25 protein-coding genes are annotated in these 26,346 nt (G+C 54.9%); 13 read left to right on the top strand and 12 right to left on the bottom strand.

Annotation, left to right across the window (positions count from 1 at the left end; all coding sequences use genetic code 11):
* The coding region (locus tag GHO41_RS29835) for a hypothetical protein (protein WP_218580262.1) at positions 1-754 on the top strand (754 nt) is incomplete at its 5' end.
* Between the two features lie 613 nt (positions 755-1,367).
* On the opposite strand, the gene GHO41_RS15075 is transcribed toward GHO41_RS29835, so the two are convergent.
* From GHO41_RS15075 to GHO41_RS15065, 3 genes are all read right to left on the bottom strand, one after another.
* Complete coding sequence (locus GHO41_RS15075; RefSeq protein ID WP_178126520.1) at positions 1,368-2,807, bottom strand: ImmA/IrrE family metallo-endopeptidase; 1,440 nt, start codon at positions 2,805-2,807, stop codon at positions 1,368-1,370.
* A 2-nt stretch (positions 2,808-2,809) separates the two neighbouring features.
* Positions 2,810-3,352, bottom strand: coding sequence for a hypothetical protein (locus tag GHO41_RS15070; RefSeq protein ID WP_153434022.1), 543 nt, complete (start codon positions 3,350-3,352; stop codon positions 2,810-2,812).
* A gap of 987 nt (positions 3,353-4,339) precedes the next feature.
* Positions 4,340-5,431, bottom strand: a complete 1,092-nt coding sequence (locus tag GHO41_RS15065) for an HNH endonuclease (RefSeq protein WP_371928938.1) — start codon at positions 5,429-5,431, stop codon at positions 4,340-4,342.
* Positions 5,432-5,849: 418 nt separating this feature from the next.
* On the opposite strand from GHO41_RS15065, the gene GHO41_RS15060 reads away from it, so the two are divergent.
* Entirely contained in the window at positions 5,850-6,137 is a 288-nt protein-coding gene (locus GHO41_RS15060; RefSeq protein ID WP_153434021.1) for a hypothetical protein, read from the top strand.
* Positions 6,138-6,161: 24 nt separating this feature from the next.
* Here GHO41_RS15060 and GHO41_RS15055 read toward each other — a convergent pair whose 3' ends face one another.
* Positions 6,162-7,772, bottom strand: coding sequence for a hybrid sensor histidine kinase/response regulator (locus tag GHO41_RS15055; RefSeq protein WP_153434020.1), 1,611 nt, complete (start codon positions 7,770-7,772; stop codon positions 6,162-6,164).
* 113 nt (positions 7,773-7,885) lie between these two features.
* On the opposite strand from GHO41_RS15055, the gene GHO41_RS15050 reads away from it, so the two are divergent.
* Complete coding sequence (locus GHO41_RS15050) at positions 7,886-8,488, top strand: response regulator transcription factor (RefSeq protein WP_153434019.1); 603 nt, start codon at positions 7,886-7,888, stop codon at positions 8,486-8,488.
* A 127-nt stretch (positions 8,489-8,615) separates the two neighbouring features.
* Here the strand turns inward: GHO41_RS15050 and GHO41_RS15045 are convergent, their stop codons facing one another.
* A complete protein-coding gene (locus GHO41_RS15045; protein WP_153372945.1) occupies positions 8,616-9,617 on the bottom strand; it encodes a restriction endonuclease in 1,002 nt (333 codons plus the stop codon).
* A 634-nt stretch (positions 9,618-10,251) separates the two neighbouring features.
* Here GHO41_RS15045 and pstS point away from each other — a divergent pair.
* The 6 genes from pstS (at position 10,252) to GHO41_RS15015 (ending at position 15,456) form a co-directional block, all read left to right on the top strand.
* Positions 10,252-11,283 carry a phosphate ABC transporter substrate-binding protein PstS gene (gene pstS, locus GHO41_RS15040; RefSeq protein WP_048372862.1) on the top strand — a complete coding sequence of 344 codons (1,032 nt, stop codon included), beginning with the start codon at positions 10,252-10,254 and terminating at the stop codon, positions 11,281-11,283.
* A gap of 71 nt (positions 11,284-11,354) precedes the next feature.
* Entirely contained in the window at positions 11,355-12,320 is a 966-nt protein-coding gene (gene pstC / locus GHO41_RS15035; RefSeq protein ID WP_048372864.1) for a phosphate ABC transporter permease subunit PstC, read from the top strand.
* The gene (gene pstA / locus GHO41_RS15030) at positions 12,320-13,213 is read left to right on the top strand and encodes a phosphate ABC transporter permease PstA (RefSeq protein WP_153434018.1); all 894 of its coding nucleotides are present in this window, start codon (positions 12,320-12,322) and stop codon (positions 13,211-13,213) included. The genes pstC and pstA overlap by 1 nt, the downstream gene beginning before the upstream one ends.
* A 75-nt stretch (positions 13,214-13,288) precedes the next feature.
* On the top strand, positions 13,289-14,050 hold the full coding sequence (gene pstB / locus GHO41_RS15025; protein ID WP_019410462.1) for a phosphate ABC transporter ATP-binding protein PstB: 762 nt from the start codon (positions 13,289-13,291) through the stop codon (positions 14,048-14,050).
* Between the two features lie 72 nt (positions 14,051-14,122).
* Positions 14,123-14,821, top strand: coding sequence for a hypothetical protein (locus GHO41_RS15020; RefSeq protein WP_048372868.1), 699 nt, complete (start codon positions 14,123-14,125; stop codon positions 14,819-14,821).
* Positions 14,821-15,456, top strand: a complete 636-nt coding sequence (locus GHO41_RS15015; RefSeq protein ID WP_048372871.1) for a hypothetical protein — start codon at positions 14,821-14,823, stop codon at positions 15,454-15,456. Before GHO41_RS15020 ends, GHO41_RS15015 begins: the two co-directional genes overlap by 1 nt.
* 107 nt (positions 15,457-15,563) lie before the next feature.
* On the opposite strand, the gene GHO41_RS15010 is transcribed toward GHO41_RS15015, so the two are convergent.
* Positions 15,564-16,439 carry an EamA family transporter gene (locus GHO41_RS15010; RefSeq protein ID WP_048372873.1) on the bottom strand — a complete coding sequence of 292 codons (876 nt, stop codon included), beginning with the start codon at positions 16,437-16,439 and terminating at the stop codon, positions 15,564-15,566.
* A 117-nt stretch (positions 16,440-16,556) separates the two neighbouring features.
* Between GHO41_RS15010 and GHO41_RS15005 the strand changes: the two genes are divergently transcribed.
* From GHO41_RS15005 to GHO41_RS14995, 3 genes are all read left to right on the top strand, one after another.
* Complete coding sequence (locus GHO41_RS15005; RefSeq protein ID WP_153434017.1) at positions 16,557-17,330, top strand: helix-turn-helix domain-containing protein; 774 nt, start codon at positions 16,557-16,559, stop codon at positions 17,328-17,330.
* A gap of 182 nt (positions 17,331-17,512) precedes the next feature.
* Positions 17,513-17,896, top strand: coding sequence for a helix-turn-helix domain-containing protein (locus GHO41_RS15000; protein ID WP_174479345.1), 384 nt, complete (start codon positions 17,513-17,515; stop codon positions 17,894-17,896).
* Positions 17,880-19,202: a type II toxin-antitoxin system HipA family toxin gene (locus GHO41_RS14995; protein WP_153434016.1), complete on the top strand. Its 1,323-nt coding sequence runs from the start codon at positions 17,880-17,882 to the stop codon at positions 19,200-19,202. Before GHO41_RS15000 ends, GHO41_RS14995 begins: the two co-directional genes overlap by 17 nt.
* An 83-nt stretch (positions 19,203-19,285) precedes the next feature.
* Here GHO41_RS14995 and GHO41_RS14990 read toward each other — a convergent pair whose 3' ends face one another.
* The gene (locus GHO41_RS14990) at positions 19,286-19,744 is read right to left on the bottom strand and encodes an Rrf2 family transcriptional regulator (RefSeq protein WP_153434015.1); all 459 of its coding nucleotides are present in this window, start codon (positions 19,742-19,744) and stop codon (positions 19,286-19,288) included.
* 143 nt (positions 19,745-19,887) lie between these two features.
* On the opposite strand from GHO41_RS14990, the gene GHO41_RS14985 reads away from it, so the two are divergent.
* A complete protein-coding gene (locus GHO41_RS14985; protein WP_048372886.1) occupies positions 19,888-20,772 on the top strand; it encodes an NAD(P)/FAD-dependent oxidoreductase in 885 nt (294 codons plus the stop codon).
* Between the two features lie 88 nt (positions 20,773-20,860).
* On the opposite strand, the gene GHO41_RS14980 is transcribed toward GHO41_RS14985, so the two are convergent.
* The 5 genes from GHO41_RS14980 to GHO41_RS14960 are packed head-to-tail and all read right to left on the bottom strand — an operon-like array spanning position 20,861 to position 26,207.
* A complete protein-coding gene (locus GHO41_RS14980) occupies positions 20,861-21,658 on the bottom strand; it encodes an amino acid ABC transporter ATP-binding protein (RefSeq protein WP_153434014.1) in 798 nt (265 codons plus the stop codon).
* The gene (locus GHO41_RS14975; RefSeq protein ID WP_218580261.1) at positions 21,655-22,557 is read right to left on the bottom strand and encodes an amino acid ABC transporter permease; all 903 of its coding nucleotides are present in this window, start codon (positions 22,555-22,557) and stop codon (positions 21,655-21,657) included. The genes GHO41_RS14980 and GHO41_RS14975 overlap by 4 nt, the downstream gene beginning before the upstream one ends.
* A 3-nt stretch (positions 22,558-22,560) precedes the next feature.
* A complete protein-coding gene (locus GHO41_RS14970) occupies positions 22,561-23,451 on the bottom strand; it encodes an ABC transporter substrate-binding protein (RefSeq protein ID WP_153434013.1) in 891 nt (296 codons plus the stop codon).
* Between the two features lie 56 nt (positions 23,452-23,507).
* Positions 23,508-24,761 (bottom strand): acyl-CoA dehydrogenase family protein, encoded by a 1,254-nt coding sequence (locus GHO41_RS14965; RefSeq protein ID WP_153434012.1) that lies wholly within the window; start codon positions 24,759-24,761, stop codon positions 23,508-23,510.
* A gap of 60 nt (positions 24,762-24,821) precedes the next feature.
* Positions 24,822-26,207, bottom strand: a complete 1,386-nt coding sequence (locus tag GHO41_RS14960; RefSeq protein ID WP_153434011.1) for an LLM class flavin-dependent oxidoreductase — start codon at positions 26,205-26,207, stop codon at positions 24,822-24,824.
* Between the last annotated feature and the right edge of the window lie 139 nt (positions 26,208-26,346).

The raw sequence follows: 26,346 nt of genomic DNA, 5'->3' as shown, positions 1-26,346 counted from the left end.
CGCTGAGTTCGGAATAAGACATAGGGGCAGCACCGTACCGGAAAGGTCAGGTGTTGCACTCAGTTTTTGCCGCCGCCTAGGCTTTCGATATCAAGACCCTCACACGAGCTTGGTCTCTACTGAGATAAAATTACAATTTAGTAAGAAAATCTCCAATGTAACTGGCTCACCACAACGATCTATTTTTACGATTGAGTCAGAGGCTGGTTATCGCCTTAAGCAGGGAATTGTTTCAAATCTAATTTACGCGATAGATAAAGCATACCAATCTCGAAATAAAGATGAATACCTACCCCTTATAGCCTGCTCTATTAGATGCATATTCGATGTTTCATGGATAAAAATATCCAAGACTAGAAAAAATTGGTTTAGCAACATTAATAAAAACAATTTAAGCGCCGGATTGAAGAAAGAGCTACAGTCGTCGTTGATGCTTGGCGTCATGCATGTCCTAATTCTTCTAAAAAAGAATCAAAATCTTTTAGGCGAAGTATCAAACATTTCTGGCATCACGTTTACTACATTTAACAACCTACTAGATCTGGCTGCTTTTGAAAGCGCCGTCAGACTTTCCAATGTCGGCGCCCACTCATCCTCTAGCTATTTATCCAAGCCCAAACTAGAGGAGTGTGCCGACAAGTGCGGCTTGTTTGCGGTCATATGTGATATATTAATTGACTTGGACGCCGACAAGGTAAGCTCGCTAAATATTGTGAAACTCGAAGAAAGTGATTTTGAGAGTTACATGGGGTGATAGCACTGGCTAGTGGAGTGTGCCGACACAACATTGGCCAGTACAGATACCATTGCCCTGCCTTCTTCATAGGGGGTGCCGTCGAGGCTACCTATGCTACTGATTTCGTTGAGTTGGCGACCCAGCGCGTCATCAATGTGTACGAGTAGGACCAGCTTTGCAATTCCATCCATGCGGTTCGCCTTTCGATGTTAGGACACAAAGCGGTACATCTCTACCAGCGTTGCCTACCATGTGGCCAGGCTTGAGCGGCTCCCTAGATCGCTTAATCCGGCTCAGGAGCAGAAATTTATACTGCATCTTTTTCTTTCATGCGTCCAGGCATTCCTACATGGGGAACAAGTCGATGGCTAATATACTGCTGTTAGGTACTCTATAAGATTCATTATAGTGCTGTCGCCTAGTAATTTTTCTATGTCTCCCGACACTGAAGCTATCACTGTTACTCGCCACAGGAATCTTCATTATAAAAACCAAAGTTGCACTGCAGGTTTTTTGGGGACATCAACTTAAAAGTTTAGATTTTAACTCGAGATGCATACAGAAGGGCCTTTCTCGCTGCAACAATAAAGCCAAATAACAAACCCGCCTTAGCGGGTTTTAATATCAGGACCTATTCCTGATTAGTAAATAGCTCGATAATAGTGTCTCGTTTGTTGAGATAGGTATGTACGTCAGTAGTTAAATAGGTGCATGCGGTATCGACGGATATTAGTTTCTCGCGCTCTGCACGTGCGACCCATGCAGAAAACTCACCGCGCCTGAGAGCAGGTAAGTCATCAATAACGTAAAACACATCAGTATAAGCTTCGCGACCTTCCCAATCATCTGTAGGTGTTTTGTCAAAGCTATGGGGCTGATCGGAAATTGTAATGCCTTTGATATTGTTTAAGTGATACTTGGCTGAGGTATAGCTAATACCAAACTTAACCATTACTGCGCGTAGCCCCTCACTTTCGTCGTTATAGGCTTCGAATGTTTCCTGGACGGCATTAGGTGGTGCAAGAAAAGCAATTGCAAAAGCATTCGCCCTAGCTTCTACTGGATCAAATTGTGCTGTGCGTTTTTCCTCGATCTCAAAGTAATTTCGGTGGCCGTCGATTTCTTTATAATCGTCGACGCGAACTTCAGTGAGTCGATCCTCTGGCTCCCAAAGTAGATGCCCCAACTCGTGCGCAATTGTAGATCTTCTAATCCAAACGTTAGCATTATTGCCTTCGGTGTTGACTACAATACCCCGATGTCCATCAACATCAACTGTAGCGCCCGCTATACTTTTTGAAAGTGAAGCTTGCAACAAAGGGATTCCAGCAGACTCACAAAGTGCGCGTAACGATGGTATTGCATCATTTGCTGGGATGTTAAAAATCCGCCTCGCTTTTTCTGCCAGGTAGTACCCTTTTTTCCAAGTCGGAAAATTGTAGTCGGAATCTTTTAGGAAAATTTTTGTGACATCTGAGTGAGCCCCTAATGCCTTACGCAGCCTTAATTGAGTCCGAATAACCCAAGAGGCCTCAGCAAAGGATTGAACAGTTTCAGCGCCAAGTTTTATGTTGTTTTTTAAAGCTTTCAGGCGTGCTGCAATATTGTCCGTGACATCAGTTGCATTTCGGGTGGATATGAATCTTTCGTCCAAGCCTAATGCGATAGCTAACTTTTCAAGCGTTTGTATTGGTAGTATACTTGAAGGGTTTTCGCTATTAAGTACGTCGACTTTAGAGATTTTTGCACGTTTGGCAACTGTCTCATGCTTCAAACCAAGGGCGCTTATTTGATTCTTGAAAGTTCTCGACGGCTCAAACTTGTTCATGGGTAAAATTGCACTACTGTAGTCTGCAAGTTCAGCCAGCTTTTCAATGCCGAAATTTTCAAGTGCTTCATATGCTGAAAGTTTACGACCAGTCGCGCCTTCTTTAAAAAACGCAAGGTGGTCTTGACTGCGAACGAATGTAGTATTCGAACGTCGTGCTCTTTCAACTACATCGGCGCCTTTGGTCTCGAAGCCGAACAGGAAGTCTAATGTAAAGTCGTCTACTTTATAGGTGCTAGTCATGGTCATATCCTACGAAAGCGCGCTGGAGCATTAGTCCCGTTGTCCCAGCCAGCTGACTGGACTACGTATCCGCTTTCACGGAATGAATCGACAATCGTTTCAAGTTCTTGCTCGCTCCGGGGAGTATATCGGCTTGAACCACCATTAATACAAATGTAATTACTGTCACTAAACCAAAGTTCTCCACCTGCGAAAGCGTCTTTCCCTCCTGTAAAGTTAGAGTGGGAGAGACGCTCTCTTTGGGTATTTTTACCCGCATCGCCGTATTCTTGCGCGATTTTCACGTAGTCCCCACCGATCACCCACAAGTACTTCTGCTCCTCCGGCAGCTGCTCTACGTCAGTTGCATAGGACGCCTCAGGTAGTGGCGTCGATGCTTCCAGAAGATCCGAGAAGCACGGAAGGTGCGTTAGATTGGTTAACTCGTCGTCGTATCGCTTCCGACTCAGATCAGGGGGCTGCAACGTAAATGCCTCACGGTAGGTATCGAAGCGGGGGGAGGCGAGAATGGTCACGTTCAGCTCTGTAGGAATGTGGTGCGTCATGCTGTATCCCCCCTTCCGTGGGGCTGATTTGATTGGTTTCTTGGGGCGCTATGAGAAAAGGTAAAGCTGTGCCACCAAAATTGATACGTAATCGTATCAAAGTGCCATCGTTTGATCCAATTGTTGCGGTGGCTCTCAATCTCTTTGCCAAGCCTTTGAGGCTACATTGGCAGAACACTTTGATGTGGTAGACGGCACTAGGTTCCCTTTTCTACCGATGCGCCTCCTTTTCCTCACAAGTTAGACAAAAAGGTCTGTCGAATTTATTTCGTTTTTTCGCATTTAATTCGAGAGGCTACAACAATAGCGTTCTGGTTTTGTCGAATGTCGTCGAGTAGCCGACAATCGAGCGCTACGAATTTCGGCTTCTGGCCGGCTTCTGCCTGTCAGCACCTTCACGTAACCTATGTCCCAGTTGTTGCAAGAAGATCACCCCGTATCACAGATGAGAGGCAGGGGTGTCAATCAATTACAAGCTACGAGCCAGGGCATGGCTATCTCGTGTGGTATTCCAATTGGTATTCCAATCAAAATAGAACACGAAATTTAACGATAATAATCAATTGGATAGGATGCGGAATCAGATTACCCCTGCCCACCAAATCCGAAAAAAACGCCCTAGGCCGTCTTTTTTGTGGGTGGGATTTGGTGCTCTCTCCTGCCTGCTCTACCCCCCCCCTCCTCCGACCACCAGTTCAAGGCAACTTAGTCAAACTCAGGATTTCATCCTCAGTGATGGTGACGGCATCTAGTTCCTAGCCAGGAGCAACCCCTCGATGCTATGAAACGTCAACCACCTCGAGCCGGCAATCTAAAATCTCATCTGCATGAGCTTCTATACGTACCCAGAGATCACGCTTCATGTATTTCCTACACCAAACAATACGCCGCTCTCGAAAATCATCCCACCGATGTTCATCAAACTGCTCCCCAAATCGAGGCCTAAGGCAGTCTTAAGACAGTGCAGCGATTGAGCAAACGGCTCAATCAGCCTTCCATTGCTTCCAACCGCTGCTTCAGCCGCGCATTCACCAATGCTCCGAGCACTCCAGAATGAATTTCCCGATGGCAACTCGGGCACACAGCCCCCACATAACGTGGATGATCTAATCCTCCATCCGAGAGTCGGTTTACATGATGCGGCTCTAGATAGGGCGTGCCGTCTTTTTTCAAAAATGGCGCCGGTTTCTCACAGCTTTCGCACACTCCCTTTGCGCGCATAAGTACATAGTGGGTGACCTTTCGGCTTCTCTGATAGATTTTTCGCGGTGCAGATTCGCCTATCTCATCGCTACCGGGCTTACATGCAGCCAGCGCCGCCAACCGAGCAGCAGCCAGGGAGTCGGGAAGGTCAACTTCATCGTCTACTTCGGCCTCAATGATTCCACTAGAAATACCCACAGGCACTAATCGAAAAACAAGAGCCGCACGATCTTTTCCGCCCACATCCGGCTGGGTGCGGGTAAACATGTCGGCGCATGAAAACTCGCCTACGTAGGCGTAGCCATTCCCTTTACCGAGAGACTTAAACAAGTACAGCGCACGGCCATCCTCGGCATGCTTAGCAATAGACCGGTTGCCGCGGGTCAAGGTCATTGGCCCCCGTTGCCCTTCACCTGTGTAAAAGTAAGCGCCCCCCTCCCAATGGTCTGAATATCCGTATTGCTCGCCGGTATCGCCTGTAAACAAGAAAATCGCGGGGTATGCAGCGGATGCTGCAATACCACTCTGACGACTTCCACCAAACGGCCCGTTGATTTCAGTTTTTCGATCGTACACAGCTCCCGACGTGAACTGCAGGACTTGCTCGCCCTTACCTCGCGGCAGCGCCACAGTGGTGAAGCCTCGCTTCGCTAGGTAACTGTTAGTCGGGTGCCCACCGGAAAACTCACCTACGGCAATGCCGGTAGCCAGAGAGACGATTTTCTTCGCGGGATACAGCGCACCATCAACTTGAACAGCGTAACGGTGGGTCTGATTATTTTCCCACCCCTGCCACTCGCGCTTATTTCGATATTTACTGTCAAAGTCCAGCAAGGCTTTGTTAATTCGTTCCTTTGAAACCGCTTTTATCGCCACGAGCCCTACCCTTTGTCGTCGAGCGTTGTAGGAAAACTCCTATCGTCGCCAAAGCACAAAAAGGTTTCAACACGTTGCAGGGCTGAAAGCCACTATCTGAAGAAATTGAGCTCTAGCCTGCCCAATCCTCACGGCATATACATTTCACTGAAAAAACAAAATCCCAAAAACCCTCCTCATAGCCAACAGCCACTAGCCCATCCGCCCTAATTGCCCTCCCCCCAACCACCCCCAATACTCCCAACCTCTACTCCAACTCAAACCCAAAAAAACACCCACGGCGGGCGCGGCCTTTAAACCTTGAACGGTTAGCCAGTAGCTAAAACAGGGCCTGCCCCTTCGATGTTCGGTGCGCCTCATAAAGCCCCGCCAATCCAAAACCCCATCAAAAAACAATCAGCACTCCCCAGAGGTTGCCATGAAGCTTTTTCACTCAATGACGGTTTTTACACTATTCAGCACCTTGGCTATCGCCATGTCCGGGTGCCAGGTGGTCAAGCCTGCGGAAGGTGATCTTAAGAGTCGCGCTCAAACCAGTATTGGTAAGCCGGTTACGGATATTTCGAACATCCGCAACGATTTCAATACCACTTACTTCAGCGTTAAAACCGCTGACGGGGAATATACGTGTGAGTTGCCTAGCGGCCCGATGGTGGCTCTCGCGTCCATGGGGATGGGGGCGGGCGCGCAGTGCATTAAGCAATAAGCTCGCACTTGCTCTGACGGCTGGTTAACCCGTTTGTGTGCGCGCGAGTTCTCGCAATGTTGTGCGTAATTCTGTCGGGCGCACGGGTTTGGAAAGGATGGCGATATCGTTTTCTCGTAGCTGTGCCTGGATTTTATCGGTGTCGTGCCCGCTGAGTATCAACGCGGGCACCGCCCAGCCGCGTTGTTGGCGCAGGGTGTTGATGCACTCGATGCCGGTTGCGTGCTTGCCCAGGTCATAGTCGGCGATGATGACGTCGCAGTCGCTGCTCAGGTTTTGCCCGGTCAATTCGGCCTGCACTGTGCAGCCCCAGCGCTCCAGCAGTGCGCGGGTGGCCATTAATACGTTGTGATCATCTTCGATCAGGCAGACTTTCAAGCCTGTGAGCAGCCAGGCTTTGTGCTCGCCTTCTTGAGGGGCAAGGGTTGGCGGCGGCACTGTCGGCGCTAAACCATTCAAGCAGACTGACGTGCCGTGGCCGATGCGCGAGCGGATAGCAACTTCAAGGTTCATCAAGTGGCCCAGGCGCTTGACGATGGAAAGGCCCAGGCCCACGCCTTCAACGTCTTTGTCGCGCTGATGGCGCACGCGATAAAACTCTTCAAACACTTTTAGCAGGTGCTCTTTATGGATGCCCCGCCCTTGGTCATGAACCTCGATCGCAAGCCCTTGGCCGCGTTTGCGCACGCCGATCAGTACCGGGCGCTGGGCACCGTATTTGAAGCAATTGGACAGTATGTTTTGCACCATGGTTGTGAGCAGCACAGGGTCGATCTGGGCCCAATGCGGGCAAGGCCGCAGGCGCAATTCAACACCGGCCCAACGCGCAGCTTCGGCATTTTGTCGCATCACGTCGGCCAAAAACTCCCCCAAGTGCAGGGGCTGACAGGTGGGCAGTACGCGGCCGTTGTCCAGGGTGTAGAGGTCGAGTATCGAGCGAAAGAGTTGCGAGACGTTGAGGAGCGAGCGGTCGATGCTGTCCACCAGGCGTTGCTCGTCATCCCCTAGGCGGGCTTCGCGCAAGCACGCGGTAAAAAGGCCGATGGAATGGATGGGCTGGCGCAGGTCATGGCTGGCCTGGGCCAGAAAGCGCGATTTTTCCAGGTTGGCAGCCACGGCCTCTTCAGAGGCTTTGCGCGTGCGCTCCAGCAAGAGGTGCGCATACACCGGAATCACCGTGCTGGTGATCATCAGCATCAGCACCATAAACGGTTGCGTCCGCCACCACGGTGTCAGCCAGTAGACGATCATTAACGCCAGCAGCGCCAGCGCGGTGGCGATGGCCAGGTAGCGCGAGCCATAGCGCATGCCGTTACCCAGGTTGATCCAGACCATCACCGCGTAGAGAGGCAGCGCCGCTTCAGCGCCGACGATCAACCCGAACGAGGTCCCGGTGTAGTCGTGAACCATCCCCAAAATCCGGCGCACAGGGTAATGCCCGGGCCAATGAGAAATGGCGTAACGAAAGCCAATGGACGCCAGCAAGAACAGCACGTAATAAAGGATGACGGGGAGATAACGCTCTACCTGGTGCCCAGGCAGAAAGCCCAGCACGCTGATATAGCCAATGGCGCAGAGGGTCACAATGATGCGCAAGTTGGCCTGGTCGAGTTCGGTGTTCTTCTGAAACGTCATACAGAGCATCCTGAACTGAGCATCTGGCAGGCCGTGATGGGCCCTGCGGGTTATCAACAGGCTCGATGCTAAAGCCATCCTTATAAAAAGCCTGACTCAAGGTAAAACACGATATGTCATGCAGAATCATTATTGCCGACGATCACCCCATGTTCCGCGAGGGGATGTTGCGCACCGTGCAACGCCTGTTACCTGAGGCGACGGTCGAGCAGGCGGGCGACTTTCAGACGGTCAAGGCGTTGATACAAACGGGCGAAGAAGTCGACACGCTGATTCTCGACCTGCGCTTTCCCGGTTTGACCTGCATGAGCCTTTTGCATGAGCTGAGACAAACGTTGCGGCGCACCACGCTGATCGTCGTGTCAATGGTCGATGACCCGGCGCTGATTGAGCAGGTGATGGCTTTGGGCATCGACGGCTTTATTGGCAAAAACATCGCCCCAGACGACATCGGGCAGGCGCTGCTGGCCATTCGGGAAGGCAATGTGCTGGTTAAATGTGCGCCCTCGGGCTTGCTGCCACTGCACACCCATGTGCTCACCACTCGCCAGCAAGAAGTACTGCGCCTGATTGCGGACGGCAAGACCAACAAGGAAATTGCCAAAGAACTCTCTATCTCGCCCTTTACCGTGCGTATTCATGTGTCGGCACTCTTGCGCGCCTTGAATGTGCCCTCTCGGGCAGCAGCGGCGGTGAAGTATTCAGGCATCCATTGAGGCCTGACTGTATCAGTGCGCAAGTACGGGGTAAGTAATACAGATGAGCTAATGGCCGATTGATAGGCCGCGCAGAAGCCAACGCCCAAAAAGCATATTCCTGGCGGCCATACGAACTTGAGCGGATCTACGCTGGTATATAAAAGTAAGTTAACGGGACCAAGCGCTTTGTCTCCGGATCAGTCATTGGATAATGCGCCATCAATGTCCGCGCTAACTCATCCAATGTCCACATGGTCAAGTGAACATTGGCTCTTTCGCCTTCATACAGTGCATCTTTGGTAAATCCGCCGGTACTGACGTATAGCCCACGATCATCTTTATGTCGTCCACCGAGAAAACTGCGAATCTCGCTGCTACCCATTCGAGCATTTCGATGTTTGACCTCAACAACGATACGAGGCGGCTCGAAACCGAAGCCATCCGGCGAAGCAATGATGTCTTTGCCTCGATCAGCACCGGCAGGGGAAACCAAAGTTTTATAGCCCATAGCTCGCAGAATACCGGCAACCAGATCCTGCATTTCGGACCAATCCAAACTGTTGATCTGATCTTTAATGCGCTCAAAGGCAATTTCCTGAACACCTTTGAGCGGGTCATCCACTACCTCAGCTTCGATTACGGTGTCATCAGGCACCATAGGTACAGCCTTTCCGGAAGCCAAAGCGAGCAGTTCCTTCTGAGCATCTTCAGCCACGTTAAAGACTGTGAGTGTAGAACCGAGGCTGTTTTTGCTGAGACTACTAAGTTTATCGCGATCAACCTCCTGCCCCAGCCAATGTACCGGCCTGGTCAGAGCCATACCGTCCTCCGCCATATCCTCACGGTATTGGCATGGGCCGGAGAAATGCCCAACAAGATAGGTGCGATTGGCGGGCGAGTATGTAACGACAGCGTCCCCGACCTTAACTTCATTGACGAACCGAAACACTTGGGAGGCGCCCGATACAGCTGTACCGTCTTTTATACCAGGCTGTACTTCTTTATAGGCTTGGATCAAAGCTGCCCGAGAGACTCCGGGCTTAGCTAGAGGAGCTAGTTGGGCCCAGCCGATGGCTGCCAGGTTTCGCTCTCTGAAGTCGTCATAAAGACGACCTCCGTCACCTCGAATCATCCACATGGTTGGCATATTGGCTCGTGCATTGTCCTTAAATTGGGGTAGAAATGTAGCAAGGGTACTGGCCTTTTGAAATGCCGAGAATCAACACTGGCACGCCAAAAGCCAGCAATTAGCCACTATGCACAGGCATTGCTCACCCTTGGGGGGACGCACTGATCTTACTAACCCAAACAAACAGTTAATAAATGTCGACACTCGCACCTTCCATCAATCCCCTGCCCCTATGTCTAGCTAGCAAATCTCCCCATGATCAAACCGCCCTCTCCCCCAATAAAATCGTTTAAGCAAACGAATCTGCTCGATCCCTCTAGAAAATCACACAATCACAGATGATGGCGCCCCCCCATATCCTCCATCAAAACCGCCAACCTAAAATGTTAAATAATGTCCGACACTGCGTTTTACCACCTCTACCCACCCGTCTACGCTCCAACCTCAAAGCGCCCTGGCGTCGATCAAAGCCGCAGTTTCCACCATTAGGAATTAAGCATGGAGTGAAGTAACTCGCCCGTTTAGTGTGCGACGGACCCAGATCGAGGGACACCCAGGGTGCTGATGACCCTGTAAGAACAATCGGCATTCATAAAAGTGTCACACGATTGTTGCAAAGTTCTCGGGCCCGATCTCACACGGAATTTCTTTGATGAAAAGCTTAATGAAGTCTGCTGCACTGGCTGTTGCTGTTTCTCTCTGCGCTACGTCAGCGGCGTTTGCTGCTGAGAGCGTACGTCTGACAGGTTCCGGTGCCAGTTTCCCGGCTCCGATTTACCTGACCTGGTTTAAAGATTTCAGCAAGAAAACCCCTGGTGTCACCGTGGACTATCAGTCCAAGGGCAGCGGTGCGGGCGTTCAGGACTTTTTGAACAAGACCGTTGATTTCGCTGCAAGCGACTCGGCAATGAGCAAAGAAGACATCGCCAAAGTGGCCGAAGGCGTGCAATTGCTGCCAATGACCGCCGGTGAAATCGTCTTGGCGTTCAACCTGCCAGGCAACCCGAAAGAGCTGAAATTGCCACGTGATGTGTACTCCAACATCTTCCTGGGCAAGATCACCAAGTGGAACGACCCACTGATCGCTGCCGCCAACCCTGGCCTGAAGCTGCCTGATCTGCCGATCACTGTGGTGGTACGTGCGGACTCCAGCGGTACCACCGCGGTCTTCACCAAGCACTTGGCTGCCATCAACCCTGAGTTCAAAAAAGACCTGGGTGAAGGCAACACCGTTAACTGGCCTGCCAGCGACAAGTTCATCAAATCGCCTAAAAACGATGGTGTGACTGCCACCGTTCGTCAGACTCCAGGCGCCATCGGTTACATCGAATACGGCTTCGCCAAGTTGGCCAAAGTTGACTTCGCTCAACTGCAAAACAAGGCCGGTGAGTATGTTGTGCCTAACGCTGAAAGCGGCGCCGAAGCCTTGGCTGCGGTGAAGATGCCAGAAGACCTGGTGGCCTGGCTGCCAGATCCGGACGGTGCCAAGTCTTACCCGATCACCACGTACACCTGGATGATCTTCCGCAAGCACAACGAAAACCCGGCCAAGGCCAAAGCCATGCGTGAAATGGTTGAGTACGGCCTGACTGAAGGTCAGAAAATCTCTGACTCGATGGGCTACATCCCGCTGCCACCGTCGGTTGTTGATCAAGTTCGCAAAGCGTCTGCCAACATCCAGTAACACGCGTGAGGTCTCTCCCGGCAGGCGCTTGCCATGCCGGGAGAGTGTCCCCCTAGCTCCGGAATTAGCCAATGAATACACCATTTGTCGTACCGGTTAATCCGGATTCTGCTTGCCAACCACCGTCCACGAAGGACTTTCTGGTTGATCGCACCTTCCGTGCACTCGCTCGCATAGGGGTCGTTTTGATTCTGGCGTTGGTCTTCGCCTTGGTATTCGAGGTAGGACGCAAGGCCCTTCCCGGCATGGAAAAGCACGGCTTTGACGTGATTTTCGGCAGTGTCTGGGACGTTAACCAAGGCAAATACGGCATTCTGCCGGCTATTTGGGGCACGCTTTACAGTGCCTTTATCGCGTTGCTGATCGCAGGCGTGTTCGGCGTCAGCATGGCGATTTTCCTGACCCAGGATTTCTTGCCAGCCAAACTGGCTGCTGTGTTTCGCACCATCGTAGAACTGCTCGCCGCCATCCCGAGTGTGGTGTATGGCCTGTGGGGCATTTACGTAGTGATACCGGCCATTCGCCCGCTGACCGCGTGGTTGAACACTGAGCTGGGCTGGATTCCTTTCTTCGGCACCTCTTTAAGCGGGCCGGGACTTCTCCCCGCGGCACTGGTACTGGCAATCATGATTCTGCCGACCATTGCGGCTGTTTCGCAGGACGCCCTCACCGCCGTCCCGATGAAAACCAAGCAAGCCGCCTACGGCATGGGCACCACCCACTGGGAAGCGATTCTCAAGGTGATGGTGCCATCGGCCGCCACCGGTATTTTCGGCTCCCTGGTACTCGGCCTCGGCCGTGCGCTGGGTGAAACCATGGCCCTGGCGATGCTGGTAGGCAATGCAAACAATATTTCACTGTCCCTGTTTGCGCCGGCCAATACACTGGCCGCCTTGCTGGCACTGAACTTCCCTGAAGCCGGGCCCAACGAGATCGAAGTGCTGATGTACGCAGCCCTGGTGCTGATGTTCATCACGCTGCTGGTTAACGTGTTCGGCTCCATGATCATGCTCTACGCCCAGCGGGGTCATAAGTAATGACAAACCTCACGTCCCCTACCAAGGCGCTGCCAAGCCTGCAACGTCGGCTCGAAGGCCGCTCGTTGCGCAGCCTGATTTTGACCACGCTGGTCTGGCTTGGCGCGCTGCTGGCCAGTGTGCCGTTGATTTCCGTGCTTTATATGTTGATCACCCGCGGCGGTGCTCGCCTGAGCCTTGAAGTGTTCACCGAGCTGCCACCCACCGGCTTTGAGACCGGCGGCGGTTTCGGTAACGCCCTGGCGGGTACGTTTGTGATGGTCGGTATCGCCGCTGCCATCGCGGTGCCGGTCGGCATCCTGGCTGCCGTGTTCCTCGCGGAGCTGGGCCCGGACAGCAAGCTGGCCAACGCCTCGCGCTTTGCCGCCAAAATGCTCACCGGCCTGCCGTCCATTCTGGCCGGTGTATTTGCCTACGCGCTGGTGGTGATGACCACCGGCACCTACTCGGCGCCCGCCGGTGGCGTGGCACTGGCGGTGTTGATGCTGCCAATCGTGGTGCTGACGGCTGAAGAGTCGATGAAGATGGTGCCCAAGATCATGAAAGACGCCGCTTACGGCATGGGCTGCACCCGCTCGCAAGTCATCTGGAAAATCGTCTTGCCCACCGGCCTGCCGGCCATTTTGACCGGTGTGATGCTCGCCGTCGCACGCGCCGCCGGTGAAACCGCGCCGCTGCTGTTTACCGCACTGTTCAGCAACTACTGGATCTACCACGACGGCAGCCTGGCGGTGATGAATCCAACGGCCTCGCTTGCCGTACTGATTTACAACTTCTCTGGCATGCCCTTTGACAACCAGCTCGAACTTGCCTGGGCAGCTTCGCTGGTGCTGGTGATGATCGTACTGCTCGTGAATATCGTCAGCCGTATTTTCGGCAAGCCCAAGTATTGAGATAGGGAGCACCTGATTTTGAACGTATCAACTGCGCAAATAGCCGCTCCGTTTATCACCCAGGCCCCTGTGGTCATGGACTGCAAGCTGGACAAGATTTTCTACGGCAACTTCCTGGCCGTCCGTGACAGCCATGTGCCGATTGAAAAGAACAAGATTACCGGCTTCATCGGCCCGTCTGGCTGCGGCAAAAGTACCGTGCTGCGTAGCCTCAATCGCATGAACGACCTGGTTAAAGGCTTCCGCTTTGAAGGCCATGTGCACTTCCTCGGGCAGGACGTCTACGGCAAGGGCGTTGACCCAGTTGTGGTACGCCGCTACATCGGCATGGTGTTCCAGCAGCCGAACCCGTTCTCGATGAGCATCTTCGACAACGTCGCCTTCGGCCTGCGCCTCAACCGCTACAAGGGCGACATTGGCGACCGCGTCAAACACGCTCTGCAAGGCGCCGCGTTGTGGGATGAGGTCAAGGACAAGCTCAAGGTCAGCGGCCTGTCGCTGTCCGGTGGTCAACAACAGCGTCTGTGCATCGCCCGCGCCATCGCCACCGAGCCAGAAGTGCTGCTGCTGGATGAGCCTTGCTCGGCACTCGACCCGATCGCGACCCGTCGCGTAGAAGAGCTGATGGTCGAGTTGAAAAAGGACTACACCATCGCCTTGGTGACTCACAACATGCAGCAAGCCATTCGTGTGGCGGATACCACGGCGTTTTTCTCGGTGGATATCTCCCAGGGCACCCGTACCGGTTATCTGGTTGAGATGGGTCCTACCACCCAGATCTTCGATAACCCACGCGAACAAATGACCAGTGACTACATCACCGGCAAGTTCAGCTGATTAACAGGCGCCCGCACTTCAGCGGGCATCGGTTTGTTTCAACGTGTTTTTTACTGTTTTTCAGGGATACCAATGCCTGCATCGCGTCGTCTTGATCTGCCAGCCATTGAACACTCACTGCGTGAGGTTCAAAGCGGCTTTGCCGAGCTCAGCCGGCACTTTACCGAGCAGCGCGATCCGCTGACCGACGAAGTGCTCAACAATGTGCTTGAAGGCTATGCGCTGATTGATGACTATGTCGCTCGGGGTGTCGACCTGTTTGACCTTCAGCAACTCAACCTGATGCTGGAGATCAATGCGACCGTGCTGTGTGGCAGCGACCCGCAGCGTCGCCTGGAATACGCTCAGCACCTGTTGGCGACCGAGGAGCATTTCTTCAACAACGTTGAGGGAGGCATAAAGGACTTGTTCAACTGGTACGGCGCGCATCGCAACGAGTCCGTGTGGAAGCGTGCGGCCGGGGTCTATGTACGCATCCTCAGCGAGCCGCAATTGTTTATCGAAGGCAATCACCGCAGCGGTTCACTGATCGTCAGCTATTTGCTCATGCGTGAAGGCTTGCCGCCGTTTGTACTGACGCTGGAAAACGCCGAAGGCTACTTCAACCCGTCATCGGTCATACGCAATTCGGCCAAACATGGCGTCAGAGCGTTGTATGAATTGCCCAAGATCAAGAAGAAGTACGCAGCTTTCCTGGAAGATCAATCACCGGCTCCCAGAAAGTTTTTTCTTAAAGACAAACCCTTGACCGTCATTCAAGGAAGGCACTGATGAACAAGGAATCAACCCTCGCTAACGGCCCTACGGTGGTCGGTCGATTAAAGCAGGCCGTCCAGGCCAGCCTCCCGACATCGCTGCAAAAACGCCAGCGCGTGCGTATTTCGTTTGATATCGATGACACCCTCGCCTGCCAGCTTCACCACTGCGACGTCGAGCAAAGCCGCCTGCCCGATTGCGTCCATCGCTGGTTGGGTGAACCGCTGCGTTTCGGCACCCGCGCCCTCATCCGAGAACTGCGCCGCCAGGGCTGCAGCATTTGGGTCTACACCTCGTCCGGCCGCACCCCGGCCTACATCAAGCGCTGGCTCATGCTGTACGGCATCCGCGTTGACGGCGTGGTCAACAGTGATCGCCACAGCCTTGCGCTGGCCGCTCGCGGGCTGTCAAACGCCCCGTCGAAATTGCCATCGGCCTTTGATATCGACCTGCATGTGGATGACTCCGAAGGCGTGAGGCTTGAAGGTCAGGACCACGGTTTCCGCGTTGTCGTGGTTCACCCCGAGGACGAAAACTGGGCCCGGCAAGTGCTGGACGCCGTCGCCGTGGTCCAGGCGCAACTGGACTGGCAACACTCGTTCAAACGCCCAGCCCCGGCAACACAAACCGCCAGGGCGTTTTCTTCCTGATCCCCTAACCTGGTTTTAAAAACAGAATCAAAAGATCGCGAGCAAGCTCGGCTCCTACAGGTTTACGCCAGACACAAAACCTGTAGCAGTTGCCGAGCACCGCGAGGCTACGTCCGGCCAGCAAACAATCGCGGCCACCTCACCATACCCACCACCAGCGCCAGCAACATCACCCCCAACGACACCGCTTCACTCGCCCCCACCCGATGGCCCAACATCAGCATCGAGCCCACAACTCCGAACACCGGAATCAGCAACGATAACGGCGCAACCCGGGACACCGGGTATTCCCTGAGCAATACATTCCAGCCCCAGTAACAAAAATGCGTCGCGACATAAACCTGAAACAACAGCGACAACACACCCACCCACTCAACGTGCGAAACAACGCTGACAAACGGCGCGCTGCCATGCGCCAGCCACGTGAGTGCAAGCAACGGCAGCGGCGGGAACAGACTGGCCCAGACCACAAAGGCAAAGATTTCGCGCACCTTCGACTGCTTGATGATGATATTGCCCACGCTCCAGCTAAAGGCACTCACCACCAGCAACCCGTAGCCCACGGTCGTCCCATGGCCGGGGCTGCTCAGGATAATGCTGATCAGCCCCAACACCCCGAGCCCTACACCCAGCTTCTGCCCAACACTCAACCGCTCACCAAACAGCAACACGCCCCAGCCCAACGTGAAAAACGCACTGAACTGAATCAACAGAGCAGCGGTGCCCGGCGGCACGCCCATCTCAATGCCCAGGTTAATCAGCGCCCACATCGCCACGCCGAAAATCAATCCATACGCCGCCAGCCATTTAAGGGCGATGGGCGGTCGCTTGATAAAAAACACCCACGGTAGCGCCGCCAGCGTAAAGCGCAGCGCGGTGAGCAACAGCGGATCAATGGCCGCAAGCCCCAGTTTAGTGATGGGAAAGTTAAGCCCCCACATCGCCGTCACGGCGATGGCCAAGGCCAGGTGTTTGTTTTGCATCGTAATGGCGTCCAGTCGTCAACGCGAATGCCTGTCTGCACCCGCTGGACGTCACTATGCGCAATACGCGACATGGCCCGCTTGCACTCCAAGGTCAATATTCATTAAATTCGGGCCATGCGCGAAATAGACATAGATCCTTACGAAAACACACCCCGCGATGCTGTCGTCACGGCCAATGACTACCCGCACGGGCAGCACTTTGCGCTGCACACCCATCAACGCGGGCAATTTGCCTATGCCGCCTGCGGCGTAATCAGCGTGTTCAGCGGTCAAGGCAACTGGGTGGTGCCGCCGCAACGGGCGATCTGGGTACCGGCGGGTGTGGCTCACGAAATGACCATGGCCGGGCCGGTGACCATGCTCAACACTTACATTGCCAACCCGGCCGCCGGGCAACTCGCCCTGCCCGCCCACTGCCAGGTCTTCGGTGTTTCGCCCCTGCTGCGTCAGTTATTGCTGCAAGCCCAGGACATCCCTGCACTGTACGACGAGACCCAGCGTGAGGGCCTGCTGATGCGCTTGTTGCTGCACGAAATCGCCGCCATGCCGCCCTTGTCCCTCAACGCGCCCCTGCCCAACGAACCCCGGCTTGCACGTGCCTGCCGCCACCTGCTGGCGCAACCGTCACTGGAGATCGGGATCGACGACATGAGCCGCCAAGTGGGCATGAGCCGCCGCACCTTCACCCGGCTGTTTCGCCAACAGACCGGCATCAGCTTTGTCGAATGGCGCCAGCAAGCCTGCTTATTGGCCGCAGTAGTGCGCCTGGGCAACGGCGAACCGGTCACACGGGTCGCCACTGACTTGGGCTACAGCAGCCCCAGCGCGTTTACCAGCGTGTTTCGCAAAGTCCTGGGCGAAGTGCCGAGCCGGTATTTTGCGCAATAGCACGAGTAGGACAATACAAATAATTTTTTGTACAAACCCAAAAAATGACCAACAACATAAATTTTTATTTGCATTAAATAGAAGGCCTCTTTTTCTATGGCCTACAATACAAACAAATATTTGGCTTAAAGCTCAAAGCAGCCATTACACAAAGGATTATTTACCTTATGCGTATTCAACGCATGTCTGACGAAGCCATTGCCATTCAGTTGGGTAAAGCCATCCGTGAGCGTCGATTGCGCAAAAACACCACCCAGGAACAACTGGCTGAAGCCATCGGTGTCAGTACGCCGACCCTGCAAAAACTTGAAAAAGGCAAAGGCACCCTTGCCGTCCTGATTGCGGCGTTAAGAGAACTCAATGCTCTGGAACTGCTTATAGCGCTGACTAGTCCTGCGCCAGCCAGCCCTTTGGCAGCGTCTAAAACCCCTTCTTTGCGCCTCAGAGCTAAAGGCCGCCCAAAAAATGCATCAAAGGATGTAAGCCAGAAGTATCCAGGCAGCACTACAGGCAAACTGCTCTTCCCTAAAATAACAACGAGAAAAGACCATGGCGAAAGTCGCTGAGGTATGGATCTGGGACAGGAAAGTAGGCGCCGTTCTCTGGGACGAAACACGTCCGGTGCCGACCGGCACGTTTGAATTTGAGCCAGAGTTTTGCTTGATCGGCCTGCAACTCGCCCCGCTTACGATGCGAGCCGAACCTGAAGTGATCTACGAATTTGCATCGCTTCCAGACAAATCGTTCAAACGCCTGCCGCCATGCTTGTCTGATTCATTACCGGACGACTTCGGTAATGCAGTGATCGATAGCTGGCTGGCCACCCAAAACCGGGACCCCAAGACCTTCACTCCGGTCGAGCGCCTGCTCTACATAGGTAGCCGCGGCATGGGAGCCCTTGAATACAAGCCTGCTGCATTGAAGCCCGCAGACACTATTGAACGCCTGCAGATAGACGCACTGGTCGACCTTGCCGGCAAGATTCTGGCTGACCGCCATGACCAACTCGACGGCCTGCGGCTCGCCCCCCAAACAGACCGCGAAGACGAGGCGTTGAAAAGTCTGTTTAAAATTGGCTCATCTGCTGGCGGCGCACGGGCCAAGGCCATTATTGCCCTCAATGAAAAAAGCGGTGAGATTTGCTCCGGTCAAATTCAGGCGCCAGAAGGCTACAGCTATTGGTTGCTCAAGTTTGATGTCGACCAAAAAGAGAACGCACTGGGTGACCCGCAAGGGTTCGGTAAAGTCGAGTATGCCTACCACCTGATGGCCAAGGCCGCCGGGATCGAGATGACCGAGTGCAGGTTGCTACAAGAGGGGGCGCGGTCTCACTTCATGACAAAGCGCTTCGATCGAATGGAAGACGGCGACAAGCTGCACGTGCAAACCCTGTGTGCAATGGATCAGGCTGACTACAACGCCCCTGGTAGTTACAGCTATGAATCAGCCCTGATGGTATGTCGTGATCTGGAGCTGAGTCGTCTTGAGCAAATTGAGCTCTACCGGCGCATGGTTTTCAATGTCTTGGCGCGCAACCAGGATGACCATACGCGCAACATTGCGTTCATGGTCTGGCGCGACGGTATCTGGAAACTGACGCCAGCCTACGACGTCTGCTGGTCCTACAATCCCAACGGAGACTGGACTGCCAAACACCAAATGACACTCAACGGAAAGCGGGATGACTTTGTGCTCGACGACCTGCTCAGGGTCGCGACTCATATCGCCAACTTTAATCCGCGAACAGTCATCAAAAAGGTTGCTTCAGCCCTCAGTCGCTGGAAAACCTTTGCGACCAAGGCGCAGGTTCCAGACGCGCTTATCGACCAAATTGCAGCGTCTCACCGGCTTTACTTGGCTAAAGATCTATAACTCTGTCCTCTGCAGCACTCTCAATACAAGGGCTGTAAGGCGACGATCTGAACGTCGTTTAACGGCCCTGAAAGCTCCCCGCATCACTGCGCCGTGCTTCCCCCCTCACACCGCCCCAACCCCTGAAAACGCGCCTCAAAATCCTCCGCCAATTGCTCCAGCGTCACACTGCCCAGGCGCTCGATCAGCAGTGCTTGAGCGGCATCGAAAGCATCGGTGAGGGCGGCATTCACGGCTTGCTCAACCAGGCATTCCGGGTGGTCGGTGGATAGGCCAATGGCGAATAGCGAGGCCGAGCCGAGGGCTTCGTGGATGTCCAGCAAGGTCATGTCCGCCAGCGGTTTGGCCAGTGTCCAGCCGCCGCGATGGCCCTTTTCTGAGCGTACGTAACCTTGCTCCTTGAGCAGGGCCATGGTGCGCCGAATGACCACGGGGTTGGTGCCCAGCATCTGCGCAAGGCTGTCGGAGGTCGCCGGGTGTTCGTGGCGCGCCATGTGGATCAGGACGTGCAGCATGCGGGACAGGCGGGTGTCGTTTCTCATGGGCGTTCGTTTCAAGCGTGAAGGTGCGCAGAGTATCGCTCGCCACACTAAAAGTTACGAGAGTGTTGACACGCTCACTTCACGTAACTTACGTTGTATCGAGAAATCTTCGAGGGGTCGAAGAGATAACGTGAGGCGTGATCATGGTTTACGACGTAGTGATTGTGGGTGGGAGCTATGCCGGTCTGTCCGCGGGCTTACAACTGGCGCGGGGCCGACGCAAGGTGTTGGTGATTGATGCGGGGCTTCGGCGCAATCGATTTGCCCAGCACTCGCACGGGTTTCTCGGGCAGGACGGCCGCGCCCCTGGCGATATTGCCGCTCAGGCGCGGGCGCAATTGCTGGCGTACCCGACGGTCGAGTGGATCGATCAATCGGCGGTCAAGGCCGGCCAATGCGCTGAAGGGTTTGCCGTGGTGACGGCCGACGAACAACGCTTTGCGGCGCGGCGCTTGATCATCGCCGCCGGCATGGTCGATGTCCTGCCAGAAATCCCGGGGCTGGCAGAGCGCTGGGGCAAACATGTATTTCACTGCCCGTACTGCCACGGCTATGAACTGGACAGCGGGCCGATCGGGGTGCTGGCAGCCACGCCAGTGGCGTTGCATCAGGCGCTGATGCTGCCGGATTGGGGGCCGACTACCTTGTTTCTGAATGGTGTGTTTGAGCCCGACGCCGAAGAACTGGCCAGCTTGGAAAAACGTGGGGTAACGCTGGAACGCGAGCGGGTTGTGTCCATCAGCGGCCACGCGGATTTAACGCTGGCCAGCGGGCGTGTGGTTGAGTTGGCAGGCGTGTTTACCCAGCCGCACATGCACATGGCCAGCCCGTTGCCCATGCAACTGGGCTGCGAGTTCGAGGCCGGGCCGATGGGAGATTTCATCAAGGTCAATGCCACCCGCGAAACCAGCGTGCCAGGTGTATTTGCCTGTGGCGATGCAGCCGTGGCCGCTGGCAACGTGGCCATCGCCGTGGGTGATGGTGCGCGAACCGGCGCGGCGGCGCATCAGTCACTGATGTTCCGCTAACCCCAACACCCCTGTAGGAGCGAGCTTGTCTCGCGATCTTTTGATCCTTAAAAGATCGCGAGGCAAGCTCGCTCCTACAAGTTTCTACTTAAGAGTGATCTCGTGCCCGTGCGACAAACGCGCGGGTGCGCGGTTCTTTTGGGTGCACCAGCACGTCACTCGGCGTGCCCGCTTCGACGATGACGCCGTGGTCCATAAACGCCACGTGGGTGGCGACTTCCTGGGCAAAGCGCAATTCGTGGGTCACCACGATCATGGTCATGCCTTCTGCCGCCAGATCACGCATGACGGCCAACACCTCCCCCACCAATTCCGGGTCAAGTGCGCTGGTGGGCTCGTCAAACAACATCAGCGAGGGCTTCATGGCCAGCGCACGAGCAATCGCCACGCGCTGCTGTTGCCCGCCGGACAGTTGACGCGGGTAAGCATCAACCTTGGCCGAGAGCCCCACCCGTGCTAACAGCGCGAGCGCCGCCTCGGTGGCCTCTTCGCGACTTTTGCGCTGCACCAGCATCGGCGCCTTGATGATGTTTTCAAGCACGGTCAAGTGACCGAACAGGTTGAAGTTCTGAAACACCATGCCGGTCTTTTCACGCTGCCGGGCAATCGCCCGCGGTGTCAGCCCGAAAAAGCGATTGCCTTTGCGGGTGTAGCCCGCCAGTTCGCCATCCACCTGAATAAACCCGCTGTCGGGGGTTTCAAGCTGGTTGATACAACGCAAAAAAGTCGACTTGCCTGACCCAGAAGGGCCAATCAGGCACAACACATCGCCGCGCTGGACGGTCAGGCTAATGCCCTTCAACACCTCGGTCTGGCCGTAGCGTTTATGAATGCGCTGAGCACTCAGCACCGGTACATCACCGGCCTGTTCACGGGAGGTTTTCATCGCACGGCTATCCCTTTACCAAAGCGGCGCTCAACCAGACGCTGCGCACCAGACAACACCGTCGTTGCCACCAGATACCAAAAGCAGGCGACCAGTAGCAAAGGAATAGTCTGGTAATTTCGTGAGTAAATTAACTGCACCGAATACAGCAGATCCGAAAGCGCGATCACGCTCACCAACGAGGTCATTTTGAGCATGCCGATCAGTTGATTGCCAATAGGCGGGATGATCGACGGCATCACCTGCGGCAACACCACATGCATAAACTTTTGCCAGCCGGTCATGCCAAGGGCGTCCGCCGCATGGCGCTGCCCCTTGTCGAACGACAGCAAACCGCCCCGTACGATCTCAGCCATATACGCCGCTTCGTGTAGGCACAGGCCTAAAATCGCGGCCACATAGGGTGTGATCAGCGTGTTGGTATTGGCGCTCAATAACGTCGGGCCAAATGGAATGCTGATCGACAACGTAGGAAACAGTGAGGCCAGGTTGTAAAGGATGATGAGCTGGACCAGCAACGGCGTACCCCGAAAAATCCACACATACACACCCGACATGCCCGAAATAAACCTATTCGATGACAGCCGCATGATCGCCAGAACAATGCCAATGACCAGCCCCAAAAATGTCGTCACGACCGTCAACCAGCACGTCAGTACCAGGCCGTCCAAAATCGCCGGGTGAAACAGGTAATGACCGACAACGTCCCAGGACATTCTCGGGTTGGAGACCACCGCCCATCCGACCGTACCCAACATCACCAGCATAAAAGCGATAAAGGCCCATTGGCCGTACCGCCGGGCCGGCACGTAGATCACGTCGTCCAATGCTGCCTGCGGGTTGAGGTTCGCCGCTAACGGGTCGTCCTCCAGCCTGCTTTTTAACTCACCCACACGCATACCTCACTGCTCCTGCAACGCACCGAGGTTGATGCCGGGTGCAGGTAAAGCCATGGTCTCGACGTTCCACTTTTTCAAAATACTGTCGTACGTCCCGTCCGCCTGAATAGCCTTGAGACCGGCCAAAATGGCCTCACCCAGCTGTGTTCTGTCCTTGAGGTAAGCAATGCCGATCAAGTCCTTGGGGAACACATCGCCCGTCACCACCTGCACCGGACGCGGGGCTTTGGCGCTTACGTCACCGGCAATAGAAGTCGCGGCCACAATAAAGTCAGCGCGGCCTGAGTAGAGCGACAGGTAGACGGCATCGGCCGAGGCGAACTCCAGCTTTTTAGGCACCGGTTTGCCCAGCGCGGTGCAGTACTTGGAGAAATCCTTTTCGATAAAGTCGACGAAGTTGGTACCCGATTGCAGGCCCACGGTCTTGTCGCACAGGGAACTCAACTCCACGGGCGTGTCTTTGAGCACGAAAGCGCCTTGGGTGAGGTAGGCATAGTCCACAAAACTCAACGTCTTGCGCCGCTCCGGGGTGTCAGAAACGGCCATCATAGCGATGTCATACCGGTTGGCCTGAACCCCGGGAATCATCCCTGAGAACTCAATGGATGTTTGTTTAATGTCCACGCCCAGTTTTGCGCCGATGGCGTTGAGCAGGTCGACCTCAAAGCCTTGCAGCGTTTTACCGTCTTCGCCGACAAAGGTAAAAGGCGGCCACTTGGCATCGGTGACCACGTTGAGGACGTTGGTGTTTTTGATCTCTGTGGGCAGCAAGTCATGCAGCGACTGCGGGTTGGCAGCCACCCCGAGTGATACCCCCAGTGACGCCACCAGCGCTGACGAAACCGCGAACTTCCTGGCAAACGATGCAACGCGAGACGGACTCATCATGCTCATGGTGTTTTCCTGTGGGCGCAGGCGGGCTGCGCCACGTGTTTAGGGTCGGATGGGATTTACAGCACGGCGGTTTTGGCGGGGTCGTTGATCACGCCAACATCGTCACCGGCGACAAAAATCGGCGGCAGTTCATCGTTCAGCAGGTAATCGCCAATCACCCGCGCCTTGTACAAATGCGGGTTGTGTGAGGACAGCGCGCGGGCATTGCGCCAGTGCCGGTCCAGGCCACCTTTTACGTCGATAGCCGTTGCGCCCAGGGTGTCGAACAGCTCTGTCGCGGCGGTCAGCACCAGCGGGATCAAGGTCACTTGCGCCGCCGAAATCTCAAGATCGGCTTTCACGTAAGCCTCATCGGTGGCCGCCGATTGTTCACCTTCAACGTCCCAGACATGCCAGGCGTCCTGGAGCGCCCGGGCAGCGCCGAGCACGATGGAGCGCGCAGAACTGGCCACGGCGCCGATCTTGCCCACTTGCATCTGGATGATCGGGTCATGGCGCGGCAGGCCGCCCGGGCCGGTGTAATAGACCCGCTGACGGGCCGCGACTTTTTCAGACACATCGCGCGCAATCGCGCCTGCGACACCGGCGATGGTGGCCAGGTGCACCAACTGGGCAAACCCGCTGCCAGCCCTGAGCGTGGATTTTATGTGCGCCGAGATTTCGTCGGCATACACCACCACGTCTTCGAAAATCGACGAGCCGGTGGCGGTCAGGCGCTGGCCAAAACCATCCCAGTCGTCGAGCAGGGTCACGCCTTTTCTGTCTGCGGGGACGGTGATGATCACGCGGTTGCCGTGCTCATCAACGCCGATCACCGGGATCCATTGCGCGTAGAGGCTACCGGTGCCGTAGGCTTTTTTGCCATTGAGTCGGAAGTTGCCGTCAGCATGTGGCAGCACCTGCGTGCGAATCTCACCAATCGGAGTGCCCGGCGGCTCGGTGGTGGCGTTGCCAAACAGCTCCCCGCGCACCACACGGTCAATCCAGACTTTTTGCTTGTCGAGTTGATCACCAATCATCAAGCGCTCAACCCGGGAAAAGTGCAGGCGCAGCGCTTGCGGAATATTGGAATCCGCTGCGGCCAGTTCGATCAGCAGATCAAACAACTGCACGATAGAAGCACCGAAACCGCCCTGCTCCACTGGAATCCTGAGCGCGCCAAACCGGGCTTCGCGCAGCCAGCCAACTTGTTCAAACAGCAGCGTACGGCTGCGCTCCCGGGCAGAAGCATCTTGGCGAATGGTGTCGAAAATGGGTTTGAACAATGCGTGCAGTTCAGCCGAACTGTATTCCTTTGGTGTAGCGCTCATACACTTGATCCTTTCAACGTTTCACGTATCAATCGTTGCTTTAGTAAAACCGCTTAACACTTAACGCCCGGCGTAGCGAAACTGCCGACCGTAATGACGCGCTGATAAATGCGGCACATCGGTTCCAAATAACTTCTCGCGCCAGGTGCCTTCGGCATACGCTTCTTTAAAAACGCCACGCTGCTGTAACTCCGGAACAACGAAATCAACAAAGTCTTCGTAACTGTCCGGGGTCACAACGCGCATCAGGTTGAAACCATCAATGTCGGTTTCGCGAGCAAAGTCGGCTAACTGATCGGCCACCTGCGAACCTGAACCCACGATGGGTAACGTGCGGGTGCCCAGCTTCATCTCATCCAGCAAGCGCCGGACGGTCCAGGGTGCGCCGGGGTTGTAACGGGTGATGGAATCGAGGATCGCGCCCATGGCCTGGGTGTTTTGCAGCGTGATCGGCTCATCGAGGCCATAGCGCGAGAGGTCTTCGCCAATCGACGCGCTAAAGTGCGTCAGGCCGCCCGCCGCACTGCCATAGCGTTGGTATTCGCGCAGTTTTTCTTGGGCCAGCGCCTCGGTTTTATCCGTGACCACCACCACGCCCACAAAGATCTTGATGTCGTCGGCCGCTCGCCCGTTCGCCACCGCCCGCTGACGCAGGTCTTGAACGATGCTTCGGGTGACCTCGACGTTCTGGTTGTGCGAAGACATAAAAATGCATTCAGCGTGACGCGCCGCAAACTCGCGGCCCCGCGAGGACGTACCGGCCTGAAAGAGCACCGGGGTGCGCTGCGGCGACGGCTCGCAGAGGTGAATCGCATCCAGTTGATAAAACGGCCCGTCATGCTTGACCCGATGCACCTTGGCCGGATCGGTGAAGCGCTCGGTCTGGCGGTTACGTTCAACCGCGTCGTCTTCCCAACTGCCTTCCCACAGCTTGTAAACGAGGTCCAGATAGTCGTCGGCCATGTCATAGCGATTGTCATGGCGGATTTGCTCGGTCAGCCCCATCGCCCGCGCGGCGCTGTCCAGGTAACCGGTGACGATATTCCAGCCCACCCGGCCATTAGTTAAATGGTCGAGTGTGGAAAAACGCCGGGCCAGCAAGTAAGGCTTTTCATAGGTGACGTTGGCCGTAACGTTGAAACTCAAGTGTTGAGTGGCATACGCCATGGCAGACAGTGGAATGAGGGGATCATTGATCGGGACTTGCACCGCACCGTGCAACGCGGCATCCGCTGAGCCACCGTAAACATCGTTAGTGCCAATGACATCGGCCAAAAACAGCCCGTCAAACTTGCCGCGCTCAAGGGTCTTGGCCAACTTCACCCAATAATCCAGGCTTGAATAATTCTGCGAGTTATCACGCGGGTGCGTCCACATCCCATGGGAGATATGGCCAACGCTGTTCATATTGAACGCGTTAAGCAGTATTTTTTTATTACATCCCATCACTCACTCCAGCAGTGAGAAGCCATTAACTACCGGCCACTGTCTGTTTTAGATTTAGCGTTAAATGGCGCGCAGCCACCCGCTCTAAACGAACGGGTTTAAAGTCCGTCAGCACCTGTACGGTATTGATTCAACGGCA

Origin of the sequence: Pseudomonas sp. FSL R10-0399, assembly GCF_009600165.1 — a bacterium.
GTDB classification, from domain to species: domain Bacteria; phylum Pseudomonadota; class Gammaproteobacteria; order Pseudomonadales; family Pseudomonadaceae; genus Aquipseudomonas; species Aquipseudomonas helleri.
This window is presented reverse-complemented; position numbering and strand designations above follow the sequence as displayed.